The 17,833-nt window shown below is 60.5% G+C and carries 14 protein-coding genes and 2 tRNA genes; 10 read left to right on the forward strand and 6 right to left on the reverse strand.

Annotated features, from left to right (window positions below):
• Positions 1-24: 24 nt before the first annotated feature.
• On the reverse strand, positions 25-1,800 hold the full coding sequence (locus FB597_RS12235; RefSeq protein WP_144769671.1) for an autotransporter assembly complex family protein: 1,776 nt from the start codon (positions 1,798-1,800) through the stop codon (positions 25-27).
• Positions 1,801-2,083: 283 nt separating this feature from the next.
• Here FB597_RS12235 and FB597_RS12240 point away from each other — a divergent pair, with 283 nt between their 5' ends.
• Positions 2,084-2,866 (forward strand): ferredoxin--NADP reductase, encoded by a 783-nt coding sequence (locus tag FB597_RS12240; protein WP_144769672.1) that lies wholly within the window; start codon positions 2,084-2,086, stop codon positions 2,864-2,866.
• Positions 2,867-2,978: 112 nt separating this feature from the next.
• Here the strand turns inward: FB597_RS12240 and FB597_RS12245 are convergent, their stop codons facing one another.
• The gene (locus FB597_RS12245; RefSeq protein WP_144769673.1) at positions 2,979-3,491 is read right to left on the reverse strand and encodes a fimbrial protein; all 513 of its coding nucleotides are present in this window, start codon (positions 3,489-3,491) and stop codon (positions 2,979-2,981) included.
• Positions 3,492-3,875: 384 nt separating this feature from the next.
• Here FB597_RS12245 and FB597_RS12250 point away from each other — a divergent pair, with 384 nt between their 5' ends.
• The 4 genes from FB597_RS12250 to FB597_RS12265 all read left to right on the forward strand — a co-directional run bounded on the left by FB597_RS12250 (position 3,876) and on the right by FB597_RS12265 (position 9,017).
• Positions 3,876-4,538 carry a response regulator transcription factor gene (locus FB597_RS12250; protein ID WP_141912633.1) on the forward strand — a complete coding sequence of 221 codons (663 nt, stop codon included), beginning with the start codon at positions 3,876-3,878 and terminating at the stop codon, positions 4,536-4,538.
• 333 nt (positions 4,539-4,871) lie between these two features.
• Positions 4,872-5,405: a fimbrial protein gene (locus FB597_RS12255; RefSeq protein WP_186442776.1), complete on the forward strand. Its 534-nt coding sequence runs from the start codon at positions 4,872-4,874 to the stop codon at positions 5,403-5,405.
• Between the two features lie 116 nt (positions 5,406-5,521).
• Complete coding sequence (locus FB597_RS12260; RefSeq protein ID WP_144769675.1) at positions 5,522-6,274, forward strand: molecular chaperone; 753 nt, start codon at positions 5,522-5,524, stop codon at positions 6,272-6,274.
• Between the two features lie 115 nt (positions 6,275-6,389).
• Positions 6,390-9,017, forward strand: coding sequence for a fimbria/pilus outer membrane usher protein (locus tag FB597_RS12265; protein WP_255517157.1), 2,628 nt, complete (start codon positions 6,390-6,392; stop codon positions 9,015-9,017).
• 192 nt (positions 9,018-9,209) lie between these two features.
• Here FB597_RS12265 and FB597_RS12270 read toward each other — a convergent pair.
• The 4 genes from FB597_RS12270 to FB597_RS12285 form a co-directional block, all read right to left on the reverse strand.
• Positions 9,210-9,285 (reverse strand) — tRNA-His (locus FB597_RS12270).
• Between the two features lie 166 nt (positions 9,286-9,451).
• Positions 9,452-10,276, reverse strand: coding sequence for a glutamate racemase (gene murI / locus FB597_RS12275; protein WP_144769676.1), 825 nt, complete (start codon positions 10,274-10,276; stop codon positions 9,452-9,454).
• Positions 10,277-10,393: 117 nt separating this feature from the next.
• A complete protein-coding gene (locus FB597_RS12280) occupies positions 10,394-11,935 on the reverse strand; it encodes a fumarate hydratase (RefSeq protein ID WP_141912664.1) in 1,542 nt (513 codons plus the stop codon).
• Positions 11,936-11,968: 33 nt separating this feature from the next.
• A complete protein-coding gene (locus tag FB597_RS12285) occupies positions 11,969-12,592 on the reverse strand; it encodes a YqhA family protein (RefSeq protein ID WP_141912666.1) in 624 nt (207 codons plus the stop codon).
• 404 nt (positions 12,593-12,996) lie between these two features.
• Between FB597_RS12285 and acs the strand changes: the two genes are divergently transcribed.
• The 5 genes from acs to FB597_RS12310 form a co-directional block, all read left to right on the forward strand.
• Positions 12,997-14,979 carry an acetate--CoA ligase gene (gene acs / locus FB597_RS12290; RefSeq protein ID WP_144769677.1) on the forward strand — a complete coding sequence of 661 codons (1,983 nt, stop codon included), beginning with the start codon at positions 12,997-12,999 and terminating at the stop codon, positions 14,977-14,979.
• 166 nt (positions 14,980-15,145) lie between these two features.
• Positions 15,146-15,236: transfer RNA gene (locus FB597_RS12295), tRNA-Ser, on the forward strand.
• 166 nt (positions 15,237-15,402) lie between these two features.
• Entirely contained in the window at positions 15,403-16,665 is a 1,263-nt protein-coding gene (locus FB597_RS12300) for an integrase arm-type DNA-binding domain-containing protein (protein WP_144769678.1), read from the forward strand.
• On the forward strand, positions 16,666-17,553 hold the full coding sequence (locus tag FB597_RS12305) for a hypothetical protein (RefSeq protein WP_144769679.1): 888 nt from the start codon (positions 16,666-16,668) through the stop codon (positions 17,551-17,553).
• Positions 17,554-17,616: 63 nt separating this feature from the next.
• The coding region (locus tag FB597_RS12310; protein WP_144769680.1) for a transposase at positions 17,617-17,833 on the forward strand (217 nt) is incomplete at its 3' end.

Below are 17,833 nucleotides of genomic sequence, written 5' to 3' on the forward strand. Positions count from 1 at the left end.
TGTCGTGTTCACGTGCGGGCAGCCTCAGAAGGCGATGCCCAGCGAGACGTGCGGGCGGATCTGGCGTTTCTGCACGCCATAGGCCAGATCCAGGTTGAGGGTGCCGACCGGGCTGCGCCAGCGCGCGCCGGCGCCCACGCCGTTATAGAACGTCTTGTTGTTCCAGTTGTCGGCGGCCGCGCCGATGTCGTAGAACACCGCCGCGCCCCAGTTCTCGGTCAGCCAGTGCTGGTATTCGGTGCTGCCCATCGCCAGGTACTTGGTCGGGTAGACGGTACCGTTCTGTTCGTTGCCGATGCTCTGGTAGCTGTAGCCGCGCACCGAATCGTTGCCGCCGGTGCGAAACAGCAGCGAGGCCGGCACCTCGGAGGCGCGCCCGGCGGTGAATACGCCGCCCAGCTCGGCCCGCAATACCACCAGGTCGCGGCGGCCGACCGGCACGAATTGCTTGAAGCGGCCGTACAGCCGGGTGAAGGTCTGGTCGGTCAGCGCGCCCTTGATGGCGAAGCCGGCTTCCAGCGTCAGCAGGTTGCCGTGGCGCGGGAAGATGGGGTTGTCGACGTCGCGCCGCGCCCAGGCGAAGCCCGGCACCAGCGCCTGGTGCTTGCCGGGGGTGACCACGGTATTGGCCGGCGGGGTGGCGCCGTTTTCCTGGGTCAGCTGGTCGCGGTAATAGGTGAGCGAATAGGTGGTGTCGTACAGTTCGCCGGTGCGCGCACGCTTGATGCCGGTCTGCAGGCTGCGCAGGTCGATGCCTTCCAGCGTGGTGCGCTCGTAGGAGCTGTTGACGCTGTTGACGAAGGCTTTTTCATCCGGCGGCATGGCCAGGCTGAGCAGGCCGTACTGGCGCTTTTGCTCCAGCCGCAGTTGGCTGTCGAAGGCGTAGGCGCGGTTGAACACGTTGTAGTGCGAATACCGGCCTTCGACCTGGGCGCCGGTATCGGTGCCGTAGCCCACGCCGGTACGTACGCGCTGGGTCGGGAATTCGGTGACCTGCACTTTGACCGGGGCCATGTCCGGATGCTCCGGATCGTCGTCGATGCCGACGATGGCGTTGGAGAAGTAGGGCGTGTTCTGGATCTGGCGCTGCAGCGACAGCAGGCGGTCGGCGTCGTAGGGTTCGCCGACATTGAGCGGGTTGACGTTGTGGATGATGCTTTCCGGATAGCGTTTGGCGCCGGTGATCTGCAACGGGCCCAGGGTGAAGGCGGGGCCGCTGTCGTATTGCACCGAGAGATCGGCGCGATGGTTGTCGGGATCGATCTCGGCGCGCGAGTCGGCGATGCGCGCGGCCGCGTATTTCTTTTGTTGCAGCGCTTGCAGCCCGGCGTCCTTGGCCTTGTCCCAATCCTCCTGGCGAAACGGCTTGCCGGGCGGCAGCAGCCAGTCGCGCCGGATCGCCTCGACCCGCGGCGAGTCCTGCTGCGCCACCGCGCCGGTGGCCTGGATGTCGGCCTGGCCGATTTCTGTGCGTTGGCCCGGCTCGACATGCACAATCACGCGTTTGACCTCTTTCTGGCCGTCGGCGCTGCGCTCGCTGTTGACTTCGACCCTGGTCTGCGGCGAGAAATAGCCTTCGGTGGACGCCAGGTCGCGCACCTGGTCGCCGACGGTGTCGATCATGAACTTCAACTGGTCGTCGCTGATGTCGTCGCGATCCTGGTAGCGCGACAGGTCGAGGAAGTCCTTGAGCAGCGATTGCACCGGCTTGGGTGCATCGATCTCCACCTTGTAGGCGGCGTGGGCAGTCTCGGCGGCGCAGCATAGGCATGCGATGGCCAGGCGGCAGGTCCAGTTCATCGGGTCACTTCATATTCTGTTAAGGCGGGCAGGGCGCGCGCCTGCTGCAGGGCAGGTGCAAAGTCGGGTACGATGACAGCTTGTGCCGGCGCCTGGCGTATCTTCTTGCATCCAGGCCAGACCGGGCGGCAGCGCCGATAGTTCCTGCCGCCGGCACGGGCCGCATCGTTTTGTATCAGCACGCATTGTAATGCGGCTGCCTGATGAATTAGCGCCGTCCGCGCCGATTTCGCGGTGCGCCGGCCTATTTTGAGAATTTTCTTGGTTGCCAGAGGAGAAGCCGGTGAGTGTGGACGTCTATTCGGAAAAAGCCAGCTGCGAACGCCTGCTGTCGGTGCATCGCTGGACCGGCAAGCTGCTGACTTTCCGCACCACGCGCCCGGCCGGCTACCGTTTCACCGCCGGCCAGTTCGCGCGGCTGGGGCTGGAGATCGATGGCGAGATCGTCTCGCGCGCCTATTCGATCACTTCGGCCGAGTCCGAGGATGAACTGGAGTATTACGCCATCGTCGTGCCCGGCGGTAAATTCACCACCCGCCTCGATGCCATGCGGCCCGGCGACCCGGTGTGGGTGGAAAAACTCAGCTACGGCTTCATGACCGCCGACCGCTTCACCGATGGCAGCCAGCTGTGGATGCTGGCTACCGGCACCGGCCTCGGGCCTTATCTCTCCATCCTCCAGAAGCAGGACGTGTGGGAGAAGTTCCAGGACCTGGTGGTGGTGCATTGCGTGCGCAACCGCGAGGAGCTGGCCTATGCCGACAAGTTCGCAGCCCTGCGCGCGCAGGCGCAGGCCGACGGTTTGCCGGCCAGGCTGCATTACCTGCAATCGGTGACGCGCGAACCCGGCGACGGCGTGGTGCTGGCCGGGCGCATTACTGTGCTGCTGCGCGACGGCGGCCTGGAGCGGGCCACCGGCCTGGCGATCGACGCGGCGCATTCGCGCTTCATGGCGTGCGGCAATCCGGAAATGGTCACCGAAGTGCGCGAGATCCTGCGCGAGCGCGGCATGACGCCATTGCGGCGCACCGGCGGCGGGCAATTCGTGACGGAAGATTATTGGTGATCCGGCGGCGCCGGGATATCGAACTGCTACCTATCGTGCGGCACATCCTGCGGGCAGAGGCTTGTGGCGGCTTGCCTGGCTGACTGGCTCGGGGCGTCGTCCTGGAGCGGGATCAGCGGTAGTTCATCGAAATCAGGATGGCGCCATCGATCTTGCCGCCATTTGTGTTGCCAGGAGCGCCTGCAACACGGCGCAGGGCAGTGGCGATGTCGATGTGCCTTTCCTTTTTGCCGGTCAACGCGATCGGGATGGCTTTGCCGGGATCCAATGCCTGGCCGGCGCTGCTTAGCAGCATTTCCACTCCCGCTATGCCTGCGTCGAAACCGCTCCGGTTTTCCGAGGGCCGGCCTTCAAACGACAATTGCAACGACTGGCTGCTGTTGCAATTCATCTTCAGTTGTACCGAACCGCCTTCGACCCGGGTGACGCCATGGCTGCCGTTTCGCGTCACGCGTTCGACAGCATCCTGGTTGAAGCCCGCCTGGGCGACGCTGACCGAGCAGCCCGCTTCGACAAGGGCGCCGTGGAACTGGAGCGTGCCATCGGCAGCATGGCTGGCGGCGGAAATGGAAAGGGCCAGGCAGAAAGCGAGCCCGACGATACGAGAAATGGATTGGTTGCGCATGGAATTACTCCCTGTGGATAGCCCTCCCTGGGCTCAAGGTGCATACACTCTGCGGTGCGATACCCCCACATGAGAAGACTGGCATCACCCCTGATGCTGTCTTGAATTCTCAAATAATTCCGAAATTATATGCGAATGTATTCGTTTTTATTGTTGCTTTTTGTCATCATCGTGAGGACATATCGATTTTTTTAAAAGATTTTTTTGGCGACGTTTTTCATAGGGCGATTCCAGTAATTGCAGATGTCGCCAGAAAAAATGTCGGGAACCAAGCTTCATTTCGTCCGGTCGAGGACACGTGTTTGTTGCGCGATGGGTCAAGGGGTGACGCCGCCGCGGTCAGTAAGCATTCAAGCTCGATTAATCATTCGAAATGGGGGTAGTATGAATTTGAACAAAGTCCTGCACGTAGCCATTGCCGACGACCACCCGGTCGTATTGGGGGCGCTCAAGAGCGAGCTGAGGCGCTTGCCCGAAGTACGCATCGACCTTGAGGTGGAAACCGGCGAAGCGCTGCTCACCGCATTGAAGCGCTCTCCCTGCGAGATCGTCATCACCGACTTCACCATGCCCAACGAAGAGAGGGAAGATGCAGACGGCTTTTCGCTGATCAAGCGCATCAAGGCAGACCATCCGTCGAGCAAGGTCATCGTCTACACCGCCATGGGCAACAGCGCCGTGGTCAAGCGCCTGTACCGCATGGGCGTGTTCTCCGTCATCAACAAGCGCGAGAAGCCGGAAGAGTTGATCAACGCGTGCCTGGCCACGCAAAGCAGCAAGCAGGTGTATTTCCCGGTTTCGCTGCGCGGCGAGCTGGAAGTGAGCTGGGCCCAGGGCGATGTCTTCTCGCAGACCAAGGAGCTGACGCTGTCGGAGCTGGAGGTGGTGCGCTTGTTCGTCGAAGGCAATTCGCTGGGTGACATTTGCGACCGGCTCTCGCGTACGCCCAGCACAGTCAGCACGCACAAGAACAATGCCATGCGCAAACTGGGACTGTCGACCGATGCCGACCTGATCAAGTATGCCTATTCGACCGGCATGATCTGACGCGTGGCGATAGCGGCATCAAAAAAAACAGCGGATTGCTCCGCTGTTTTTTTTGCGCCGACACCACAATTTCGCTTGAATTTCCATTTAAGAATTTTCTTATATCAACGAAAACCTCGCATCAATACCATGCATCTTGTTTGTGGAAGCTTGTCCGCATGGGCTTGAATGCGCTTTTGCGTACGGGTGCTGGAATCCGCGAATGAGTGCTCTCCGCTTGCTTGGCGTGTTCGTGCATGGAAATGCGGGGAGTTGCAACGGGCATGCCGACGTGGTTGCGCCACTCTTTTCATGTGGCCAGTCGGAACAACTATTGATCTATCCGGAGTAACAATGAAAAAGACGATTATCGCTTCCCTCTTCGCCATCGCCATTTCACCGGCGCTGGCCCAAGCCGCCGATGGTACGCTGTCCTTTACCGGCAATGTCACATCTACCACCTGCACACTGACCAGCGGCACGAATGGCACCCAGACCGTAGCGATGCCGGCCGTGAATGTAGCAAGCCTGGGTCGGGACAACGAGGTCGCCGGCCTGACGACCTTCAATGTGACGCTGGGCAACTGCGGCAGCACGGCCAGATCGGTGCGCCTGGATTTCGGTGACGCGGGCAGCACCGTCGATCCGACGACCGGCCGTCTGATCAATACCGCGCGCACCAACAGTAACGTCCAGATCGCCCTGCTCGACGGCCACACTGCCACTACGCCGATGCGCCTGGGCACGCCTGCAGCGCAGACCTCCGCTGTAACGACTGCTTCTGGTGGCGCCTCCATTCCGCTGGCGGCGCAGTACGTAGCCACCGGCGGTGCCGCGACCGCCGGAGCCGTTGCTTCCTCGATCCAGTTTACGATCGCTTATCCGTAAGTCTTTTCCCGGTGCCGGCCCTTGACGGGCGCGCCGCTCTCCACCAGGTATCGCTTGCATGTGCCGCCCCGCCAGGGGCGGTTGGTGGAGTTTTTTTCTTTTTATCGGGAGGGGGAATGAAAAAAATAGTCAATAAGTTCGCTTGCCTGTTGCTGCTGCTGGGCGCCGCTGCCGGCGCCCAAGCCTCGGTGGTCATCAGCGGAACCCGCATCGTGTTTCCGTCCAACGAGCGGGAAGTGACGGTGCGCCTGAGCAACGATGGAAAAGAGCCGGGGCTGGTCCAGGTATGGGTAGACGATGGCGATCCCAATGCATCGCCCGACAAGATCCGTACGCCGTTCGTCCTCACGCCGCCGATGTTTCGCATCGATCCGGCCAAGGGGCAGACCGTGCGCATGCTCTATAACGGCGCCCCCTTGCCGCAAGACCGTGAGACGCTGTTCTGGTTCAACCTGCTGGAAGTCGCCCCCAAGCCCAGCGCCGATGCCGACGTGAACTACATGCAGATGGCTTTCCGTACCCGCATCAAGGTGTTCTTCCGTCCCAAGGCGTTGAACTCGGCGCAACGGATCGAAGACGCATTTTCCGAATTGCGCTGGAGCCTCAAGCGCGACGCCGGCGGCGGATATGCGGTGAGCCTGGACAACCCTACGCCCTATCACATCAACCTGATCGGCCTGGTACTGGCGGGCGATGGCGACAAGCCCTTGTTTGAAAGCGAAGAGGGCGGCATGGCCGAGCCGGGCAAGAGCGCCGATTTCAAGATCAAGTCCATGCAGGCAGCGCCTGCCGGCAAGCTCACGGTGCGCTACACCTACCTGAACGATTACGGCGGCCCAGTGGAGAAGAGTGCCGAATTGCAGCGCTGACCCATGCCGGTCCGGCGGCAGCAGGCGCGCCTGTGCATCCGGATTGCCGACCCATCACTTGAACCACTACTTGCACAGAACCATAGCAATGAAGGAGCGACTTGTTAGCAGCCGGATGAAGACATTGAGCATCGCCATGATGGGAGTGGCCGCCATGTTGCCTGCCGTTTCCGCGCAGGCGGAGAAAAAGACGCGGCTGGCCCAGGTGGAATTCGGCTCGGATTTCTTTCGCGGCAGCGGCGATGCGCCTATCGACGTCAGCCGGTTCAGCAAGGCCAATCCGTTGCCGGCCGGCTCCTACCGTGTCGACCTGTACGTCAATGATAGCTGGATAGGCCGCCAGGATGTGCTCTTTACCGCCGCGGACGACGACGGCTCGGCCAAACCATGTTTCACGCGCAGCCTGTTGGAGGCGATGGGGATCGATCTCGACAAGCTCTCCGAGCAGGCGCGCGCGGCAGTGCTGGCGGCCGGCAAGCAAAGCTGCCTGCGTCTGGAGGAGGTGGTGCAGGATGCGGTCGCGGAATTCGATAGCGGCGACCTGCGCATCAATACCTCCATTCCGCAGATTGCATTGCGCCGTTTTGCGCGCGGCTACGTCAGCCCGGAGTTATGGGACAAGGGCGTCAATGCCGCCATGCTGAGTTACCACTACAACGCCTTTAGCACCGCCGGCGATGGCCGGAACAGCACTTCCCACTTCCTCAACCTCAATAGCGGCCTCAACCTGGGGGAATGGCGTTTCCGCAATAATTCCACCATCACGCGCCAGACCCATGGCCGGACCCGGGTCCAGACCATCGCCAGCTACGCCCAACGCAGCATCGTTCCCCTCAACGGCTTGCTGACGGCGGGCGATTCCGCGACATCGGGGCGGCTGTTCGACAGTTTTTCGTATCGCGGCGTGCAACTGGCTTCCGATCCGCGCATGCTGCCCGATTCGCAGAACGGCTATGCCCCGGTGGTGCGGGGCATAGCCCGCAGCAATGCCAAGGTGCAGATCCGCCAGAACGGCAACATCATCTATGAGACCACCGTGGCCCCGGGGCGCTTCGAAATCGATGACCTCTATCCCACCGGTTTTGGCGGCAACCTGCGCGTGATCGTGACCGAGGCCGACGGCAGCTCCTCCAGCTTCGATGTGCCTTACGCTTCCGTGGCGCAACTGCTGCGCCCGGGCTCCTATCGCTACAGTTTCACGGCGGGTCGTACCCGCAGCCAGGGGTTTGGTATCGCCGCCGCCAATTTCATGCAAGGCACGTATGAGCACGGCGTGGACAACTGGCTGACCCTGGCCGGTGGCCTGACCGTGGCCCAGAACTACATGGCCGTCGTCGGCGGCGGCGCCGTGAGTACGCCGCTGGGTGCAGTGGCGCTGAACCTGAGCCGTTCGCATGCGCGCGTCAGCGAGGGCGAGACGCGCACGGGCGAAAGCCTGAAGCTGGATTACAACAAGAACCTGGAACAGACCGGCACCAACATCGCGCTGGCCGCCTTGCGCTACTCCAGCAGCGGCTACCTGCGCCTGCAGGAGCTGCAGGCAATCAGGACGCTGGCCGAACGCGGCGGCGACCCCAGCCAGGTGGAGCGTACGCGTACCCAATTGCAGCTTTCCGTGTCGCAATCCCTGGGCGAACAGCGAGGATCATTCTATGCGAGCGGTTCTTCGCAGAATTACTGGGGGCGCCGCGGCATGGGCACGACCTTCAGCCTGGGCTACGGCAACCGTTGGGGCATCGTTTCCTACAGCGTTTCGGCGCAGCGCCAGCGCGACCTGTCCAACGGCAGCACCGGGACGCAATACCTGTTGACCATGTCGATGCCATTAGGCAGGGAAATCAATTCGCCCTCGATGAGCATGAACGCGACGCGCGACCAGCGCAATGGCAGCACGCTCCAGAGCTCCCTGTACGGCAGCGCCGGCGAGAGCCGCAACTTCACTTACGGGTTATCGGCGGGCAGGAGCCCGGGCAATTCCTCCGTGTCGGCCAACGGCCAGTATCGCGCACCGTTCGCTGACGTCGGCGGCAGTTACAGCCACGCCGGCGGCGGCAGTCGTCAACTGTCGGCAACGCTATCGGGAGGCATCGTGGCCCATTCGGATGGCATCCTGCTGTCCCAGAGCCTGGGCGACACCATCGCCATCGTGCAGGCCGATGGCGCCGGCGGCGCCACCGTCAACTCCGCCGGCGTGCGCCTCAATGGCGCCGGCCAAGCCGTGGTGCCGTACATGACGCCTTTCCGCAATAACGAAGTGGTGCTCGACCCCAAGGGAACCTCGACCGATGTGGAGATGACGACCACCAGCTTGCGCGTGGCGCCGATGGCCGGCGCCGTGGTGCTGATGAAATATGAAACGGTGCATGGCCGTTCCGTGCTGATCCATGCCTACCGCAGCAATGGCGAAGCCCTGCCGTTCGGCGCCGACGTGCTCGACGAGCAGGGGAATGTATTGGGCGTGGTGGGGCAGGGCGGCATGGTGTTCGTCCGCACCCAAAACGACAATGGCCGCCTGACCGTACGCTGGAGCAGCGAGCGCAATGCGCAATGCCAGATCCAGTACGCGCTGGATCCGCGCGATGCGAAGCAGCAGGAAACCAGCTTCGACCAGCTGCGCGCAACTTGCGAAACGCCGGCTGACGTCGCCCGCCGGAAAGCCTCCCCGGAATCGCCGGAACAAGCCGACGGCAATGGGGATAAACAGAAGGTGGCGGGAACGTTGCGCGACCCTCGGCTGCAATGAAGCGCACGCCGGCGGCACGGCCGGCATGCCGCCGCCATTTCTGATGGGACGAAACCGGAAAGCGAGGCCAGTGGCAGCGGGCCTCGCATAAAAATAAGAAACCGGGGGGGAAGGAAAACTGCAGGCGAAAAAAAAGAGCCGTATGGCTCATTTTTTTGCCCGGTCGATTCGATTCGTGCGCGGGAGTAAATCTGGGGTGGCTGACGGGACTCGAACCCGCGACAACAGGAATCACAATCCTGGACTCTACCAACTGAGCTACAGCCACCACTGATGCATTGATATGAAAGCAAAACTGCTGCGATCAATCAGCGAAGCTTACGATTATACAAAGCCTCGGGACGGATGGCAACTATATTCCCATTTCTTGACGAAAACGCCATCGGGCGGGCATGGCCCGTCCGGCGCGCCGATATGGCGGCTTTCGCCCGGATTCAGGCTTGCCGGCCCAATGCATGCACCTCCGGACGCAGCTCCAGCAGCGTGGCGAAGGCATGTTCCAGCGTCGAACGGCTGGCGCTGGTGTAGCCGGTCAATGCGCCGGGGCCGATATCCCGGCGCAAGCCTTGCGCCTGCAGCAGGCGCAGCAGTTGCCGGGTGACGGCCTCGCCGGTATCGATGACCGCGCATGGCCGGCCGGCCAGCCGGCGGCATGCGCCTTCGATGGCTTCCCTGACGAAAGGATAATGCGTGCAGCCCAGCACCAGGGTATCGGCGCCTTGTTCCAGCAGCGGCGCCAGATAGCGTTCCAGCAGCGACACCGTCGCGGGCGAATACAGTTCGCCTTTCTCGATCAGATCCACCAGGCCGACGCAGGCCTGCGGCAAGAAGCGCACCCGGTATTGCGTTTCCATCTGCTCCCGCAGCGTGGCGAAGCGCTGGCTGGCCAGCGTGCTGCGCGTGGCCAGCACGCCCACGGCGCCGCTTTCGGTTTGCTGGGCCGCGGGTTTGAGCCCCGGTTCGATGCCGACCACCAGCAATTCCGGCCAACGTTGGCGTATCGCCAGGATGGCTGCGGCAGTGGCGGTATTGCAGGCAACCACCAGGGCCTTGATGCCTTGCGTGATGAGGAAGGAGGCGATCGCCAGCGAACGCTCGACGATCTCGCCCTCGGTCTTGTCGCCGTAGGGCGCATAACCGGAGTCGGCGAAGTACAGCAGCGTCTCGTGGGGCAGGGCAGCGTGGATGTGGCGCAGCACCGACAGGCCGCCGATGCCGGAATCGAAAATGCCGATGGCAGCGTCGGCTGTCATCGGCATCGATGGAACTGCGGGCGTCATCGCGGAGGAAGCTTCAGAACTAGGTTGCGGCATGTCGCTTCGGTTTCTCCTGCGATGACGGGCAATTCACGGTAGTGCTGTTGGCGCTTGGTTCGGTCAAGCAGTGGTGACGGGGATCTTGGAGAGCGAAACGCTCTGCGCGATCTTTTCCTTCCACTCGGCGGGGCCGGTGTTGTGCACCGAAATGCCATTGGCATCGACCGCCACCGTCACCGGCATGTCCTTGACGTCGAATTCATAGATCGCTTCCATGCCCAGGTCGGCGAAGCCCAGCACCTTGGCCGACTTGATCGCCTTGGACACCAGGTAGGCCGAGCCGCCCACCGCCATCAGGTAGGCCGACTTGTGCTTCTTGATCGCCTCGATCGCGGTCGGGCCGCGCTCGGACTTGCCGATCATGGAGATCAGGCCGGTCTGCTCCAGCATCATGTCGGTGAACTTGTCCATGCGGGTGGCGGTGGTCGGGCCGGCCGGGCCGACCACTTCATCGCGCACCGGATCGACCGGGCCGACGTAGTAGATCACGCGGTTGGTGAAGTCCACCGGCAGCTTCTCGCCCTTGGCCAGCATGTCCTGGATGCGCTTGTGCGCGGCGTCGCGGCCGGTCAGCATCTTGCCGTTCAGGAGCAGGGTCTGGCCCGGCTTCCAGGAGGCGACTTCTTCCCTGGTCAGCGTATTGAGGTCGACGCGCTTGGACTTCTCGGTATCCGGCACCCAGTGCACTTCCGGCCATTCCGACAGCGACGGCGGTTCCATGTAGGCCGGGCCCGAGCCGTCCAGCACGAAGTGGCCGTGGCGGGTGGCGGCACAGTTGGGGATCATGGCGACCGGCTTGGACGCTGCGTGCGTCGGGTGCATCATGATCTTCACGTCCAGCACGGTGGTCAGGCCGCCCAGGCCTTGCGCGCCGATGCCCAGCGCGTTGACCTTGTCGCACAGCTCGATGCGCAGTTCCTCGGTCTTGTTGTTCGGGCCGCGCTTCTTGAGCTCGTACATGTCGATGTCGTCCATCAGCACTTCCTTGGCCATCAGCATGGCCTTCTCGGCGGTGCCGCCGATGCCGATGCCCAGCATGCCCGGCGGGCACCAGCCGGCGCCCATGGTCGGCACCGTCTTGAGCACCCAGTCCACCAGATTATCGGATGGGTTGAGCATGACGAACTTGGTCTTGTTCTCGGAGCCGCCGCCCTTGGCGGCGATGCGCACGTCGACGGTATTGCCCGGCACCAGCTCCATGTGGATCACGGCCGGAGTGTTGTCCTTGGTGTTCTTGCGCTCGAACTGCGGGTCGGCCACGATCGAGGCGCGCAGCACGTTGTCCGGATGCATGTAGCCCTGGCGCACGCCTTCATTGACGGCGTCGGCGATGGAGCCGGTGAAGCCTTCGAAGCGCACGCCCATGCCCACCTTCAGGAACACGTTGACGATGCCGGTATCCTGGCAGATCGGGCGCTTGCCCTCGGCGCACATGCGCGAGTTGGTCAGGATCTGGGCGATAGCATCCTTGGCCGCCGGGTTCTGCTCGGCCTCGTAGGCGCGCGCCAGGTGCTGGATGTAGTCCACCGGATGGTAGTAGCTGATGTACTGCAGCGCGGCGGCTACGGATTCGATGAGATCGTCTTGCTTGATGATGGTCATGGCTGGTTCTCTCGGGGTTTGGAATAGGGGCGGTCAGTGCGGTGCGTCGGGCGAATCGGGCGGTTGCGGCACGGGGTGCGCCATCAGCTTGTCGCAATACGCGATGGCCATGGCGGAAACCAGGAAGGTCAGGTGGATGCCGGTCTGCGCCAGCAAGGTCTTGGCGTCGTACAGGTTGGCGTTGATGAAGGTCTTCAGCAAGTGGATCGAGGAGATGCCGATGATGGCCGTGGCCAGCTTCACCTTCAGCACCGACGCATTGACGTGCGACAGCCATTCCGGCTGGTCGGGATGGCTTTCCAGGTTCATGCGCGAGACGAATGTCTCATAGCCGCCCACGATCACCATGATCAGCAGGTTGGAAATCATCACCACGTCGATCAGCGCCAGCACCACCAGCATGATGGTCTGTTCATTGAGCTTGTCCGGGCGCGGCGAGCCGGCGATGGCCACGGCATCGAGGATGTGTTCCAGCGAAGAGGCGTTGCCCAGGGCCGCGCCGATCAGGTCCGACAGTTCGACCCAGAAGTGATAGACGTAGACGCACTGCGCCAGGATCAGGCCCAGGTAGAGCGGCAACTGCAGCCAGCGGCTCATGAAAATCAGGTTGGGCAGGATGCCGATCTTGCGGGAGGATTTTTGTTGCGGATCTTTCATGGAGGTCGATTGGCGCTTGAAATCTGGCGAGGTATGGCTGGCATCGATTATCGGGTTCGAATTGGGGCCGTATTCTACACTCCCTTGAGCCTCGGTTCCTGCGGCCGCGCAAGAGAAAATGCCGCCAAACGCGAGCCGCGCAGTACCTGCGGGAAACATCCGGCTATGCCACAATGGACGGGTCGTGGACATATCGACATGATTCCAGTCTCACTGGATGGAAGCGTTTGCCGAGTCCGTGCCTTTGAACATTCTTTTCAGCATTTCGCAAAAACGCCGGCGGTCGCCCGCAAAGCCTTGCGCACAGGCCTTCCCGCACGGGAACATTGCCGTTTGTGTAAGGACTGAGTAAGTGAAACGGCCTATGTTTTGCGGAAAGCAAAAACTACCTAGTGGAGACTACCGTGGCTGACATTGAAACTTTCAAGCAAGAGAACCGCGTATTTGCACCGCCGGCCGAACTGGCCAAGCATGCCGCCATTTCGGGCATGGACGCCTACCATGCGCTGAACGCCGAATTCGAACGCGACTATGAAGGCACCTGGGCCAGGCTGGCCAAGGACAACCTGACATGGCGCAAACCCTTCAGCAAGACCTTGAACGAAGCCGACGCGCCGTTCTACAAATGGTTTGAAGACGGCCAGCTCAACGTTTCCTACAACTGCCTGGACGTCAATCTTGAGAACGGCAACGCCGACAAGGTCGCCATCATCTTCGAGTCCGACGACGCCAAGGTCACCCGCGTCACCTACCGCGAACTGCACAGCAAGGTCTGCCAATTCGCCAATGGCCTCAAATCGCTGGGCGTGAAGAAGGGCGACCGCGTGGTCATCTACATGCCGATGTCGGTCGAAGGCGTGGCCGCCATGCAGGCCTGCGCGCGCATCGGCGCCACCCACTCGGTGGTGTTCGGCGGCTTCTCCGCCAAGTCGCTGCAAGAGCGCGTGATCGACGCCGGCGCCGTGGCCGTGCTGACCGCCGACTACCAGGTGCGCGGCGGCAAGCAACTGCCGCTCAAATCCATCGTCGACGAAGCGCTCGCCATGGGCGGCTGCGACACCATCAAAAACGTGGTCGTCTACAAGCGCGCCGGCGCCGAGATCAACTGGGTGCAAGGGCGCGACCTCTGGCTGCACGACGTGGTGGCCAACCAGGCCGACGCCTGCGAACCGGAGTGGGTGGATGCCGAGCATCCGCTGTTCATCCTCTACACCTCCGGCTCCACCGGCAAGCCCAAGGGCGTGCAGCATTCCTCCGGCGGCTACCTGCTGTGGGCCGCGCTGACGATGAAGTGGACCTTCGACATCAAGCCCGACGACATCTACTGGTGTACCGCCGACATCGGCTGGATCACCGGCCACACCTACATCGCCTACGGCCCGCTGGCCGTGGGCGCCACCCAGATCGTGTTCGAAGGCGTACCGACCTACCCCAACGCCGGCCGCTTCTGGGATATGGTCGCGCGCCACAAGGCCACCATCTTCTACACCGCGCCGACCGCGATCCGCTCGCTGATCAAGGCTGCCGACGCCGACGAGAAGGTGCACCCCAGGCAATACGACCTGTCCACGCTGCGCATCCTCGGCTCGGTGGGCGAGCCGATCAATCCGGAAGCCTGGATGTGGTATTACAAGAACATCGGCCGCGAGAAATGCCCGATCGTCGACACCTTCTGGCAGACCGAAACCGGCGGCCACATGATCTCGCCGCTGCCGGGCGCCACGCCGCAAGTGCCGGGCTCCTGCACTTTGCCGCTGCCGGGCATCACTACCGCCATCGTCGACGAGACCGGCAACGACCTGCCCAACGGCAATGGCGGCATCCTGGTCGTCAAGCGCCCCTGGCCGTCGATGATCCGCACCATCTGGAACGACCCCGAGCGCTTCAAGAAGAGCTACTTCCCCGAGGAACTGGGCGGCAAGACCTACCTCGCCGGCGACGGCGCGGTGCGCAACAAGGAGACCGGTTACTTCACCATCACCGGCCGCATCGACGATGTGCTCAACGTCTCCGGCCACCGCATGGGCACGATGGAAATCGAATCGGCGTTGGTCGCCAACAGCCTGGTGGCCGAGGCCGCAGTCGTGGGCAAGCCGGACGAAACCACCGGCGAATCGATCTGCGCCTTCGTCGTCTTGAAACGCCCGCGCCCCACCGGCGACGAAGCCAAGGCCATCGCCAAGGAATTGCGCGACTGGGTCGCCAAGGAAATCGGCCCGATCGCCAAGCCCAAGGAAATCCGTTTCGGCGATAATCTGCCCAAGACCCGCTCCGGCAAGATCATGCGTCGCTTGCTGCGCGTGCTGGCCAAGGGCGAAGAGATTACCCAGGACATCTCCACCCTGGAAAACCCGGCCATCCTGGACCAGTTGAAGGAAGCGCAATAAGGCCGTTGGGCCGCAGAATCGGCGTGTAAAAAGGCCGGCGGAGCAGGGCGCCAGTAATAGTCGCCCGGTTTCGCCGGCTTTTTCACGATCCGCGGGCGCAAAAAAGCTTCAATTTGGAGAAAATCTTGCTATAATCTGCGGCTTCGCTAAACGCGACCCAAATCCAGGAGAGATGGATGAGTGGTTGAAGTCGCACGCCTGGAAAGCGTGTATAGGTTAATAGCCTATCGGGGGTTCGAATCCCCCTCTCTCCGCCAAGAACAAGTATTAAGCAGTCCAAAGAAGTCTAAAAACCCGCATCAAGCCCAGTGCTGATGCGGGTTTTTTGTTTTATTCTGTCTTACCGGTTCCATTGAAATCCTAGGCGTTTATACCCATACTTGAACACATGCACAGCATGTGCCAAAAGACCATGGGTACAAAATGCCAAAACTCGCTACACCCCTGACGGATCTGCGTATTAAGGCGGCTAAGCCAAAAGACAAGCCGTACCAGCTAGCCGACGGCGAGGGTATGTACTTGGAGATCATGCCTTCTGGTTCAAAAATCTGGCGCATGGCTTATCGCCAAGCGAATCGGACGACAAGTACACGCCTGACTTTTGGGCATTATCCCGCCTTGGGTTTGGCAGAGGCCCGACAAAAGCGGGCTGAGGCGAAAAAGCAGATTGTTGAGGGTGTTGATCCGGCTCAGGCCAAGCGTGTCGAAAAGGCAGCTTCCGCGACGGCAGCCGCCAATACGTTCGAGGCCGTCGCCCGGATGTGGCATGAAAATAAGCTGGAGCAATGGCAAGTCCGTACCGCGGCCAACATCTTGCATCGCTTGGAACAGGACGTTTTCCCGTTGATCGGTAAACGTCCTATCACTGATATCAAGGCGCCCATCATGCTTGATGTCTTAAAACAAATCGAAAAACGTGGCGCGGCCGAGATCGCTCGACGCAATGCGCAAGTCTGCAGTCAGGTCTTTCGCTACGCCATTGCTTGTGGGATTGCAGAAAACGATCCCGTCCCTGCGCTGCGTGGTGCGCTGAAGCCACGCATCAAAGGTGTTCATGCGGCAATATTAGTCGCTGACTTGCCGGAGTTTTTACGGGCATTGATCGAGAACGAAATTCGGATGTTTCCTGTCACCCGTATTTTGATGCGGCTGATGATGCTGACGTTCGTGCGGACATCCGAATTGACGGAGACGCCATGGTCAGAAATCGATCTAGATAACGAAAACTGGGTGATTCCTTGGCAGCGGATGAAAATGGGCAAACGCAAACTGAATCCACGTAAAGTGGACCATCACGTCTTTCTGCCTAAGCAGGGTTGGGCACTATTAAGAGAGTTGCACACTTATAGTGGTGGTAGCCAATGGTTGTTTCCGAATCAACGTGACCCCAAGAAGCCCATTAGCAATGGAGCTATTCTTGCTGCACTAAAGCGGCTCGGTTATGCCGGAAAGCATACAGGCCACGGCTTCCGATCATTAGCGAAGGGGATCCTAAAAACCTTGGGCAACGATCTTTCTAATATAGAGCGGCAACTAGCGCACTCGTCTGGAGAGGCCTACGGGGCCTCTTACGATCGTGAATCTTTTTTAGACGAGCGCAAGGTCATGATGCAAGGCTATGCCGACTATTTGGATAGAATTCAACATGGTGTATCGGGTCTTCCCCATCTGAGTAAAGCCGCCTAAATGTTACAGAAATCGCCGCCAATCGCGGGCACGATCAGTGCTGGCAGAATCTATTCACTAGAAAAAGCTGCCGCCTTTCTAAATACCGATAATGACACTATCCTTGAGTATGCTGTGCAGGGGACGATATCCCTGTTTGTAGACATTCCTGATGACGTGTTGATGTGTAGTATCAACCAGGATTTTCTCAAATACCATGATCCAGCTTGCCGGCAGGACGAGAAAGACATACTGCGAAGCTTGGTTTCAGGAGCAACACCCATTGCTCTCGCTGGTGTGGAATATTTAAGACTTTATTCATCTGATTGTGCCGCGATTAAAAAACGCGGTGAGTGCAATCAAGCCATCTATCCAGGAGCACTTCACGCAAATGCAGCGCAAGAGCTGGTTAATATGGTGCTTCCTGCGATGAAATCTTCCAGCTTTCGCGAGTATCCTGATTTTTCACTCTCAAGGTGCATTGCTTGTTATGCAAGAGGAACAGATGTTGCACAACGGCTTGGTGTACTGAAGAGAATGCGAATAACAGAAGACTGCGTGCGCGTCCTTGGTAAAGACCTGAATGTCTTGCTGACCATTGCCGGCAGGCAGTCAACTCCGTCTTTAACGATACCGTTTGAAGATGGGTTTGTTGAACACGCCTACATGTCAAAAAGATTGATTGTTTTGCATCGAGCCGCAGTGGCGTTCTGGAATCCGAATCATGAATCGCCTGCCACGCCGACTAACGACAATATCGCAGATTGGATCCAGCGAGAATACTTGAAAGAGACTAACCAGAAGTTCGGCAAAACGCTGGCCAAAAGCTTGGTCAAAATAATTCGAAATGGCTATGAAAACTGGGATCAAACTTACATTGATAAGCAAAAAATTGAAGGAAAACTGTGACCTGACCTGAAAAAACTGGTCCGACTTGAAATTTCATATGCTATTGAAAAGGAGAGTCAGACCATGCCGAAAAAGCGATTCACATCCGAAGACATCATTCACAAACTGCGCGAGGCAGAAGTCATGTCTGCGCAAGGCAAGACGGTGGCCGATATCAGCCGTCAGCTTGGCGTGACCGAGCAAACCTACTTCCGTTGGCGCAAGGAGTATGGCGGCCTGAAGATTGACCAGGCCAAGCGACTGAAGGAACTGGAACAAGAGAATGCACGCTTGCGCCGAG

It is taken from the genome of Herbaspirillum sp. SJZ099 (assembly GCF_007828355.1).
Lineage (GTDB): Bacteria > Pseudomonadota > Gammaproteobacteria > Burkholderiales > Burkholderiaceae_D > Herbaspirillum.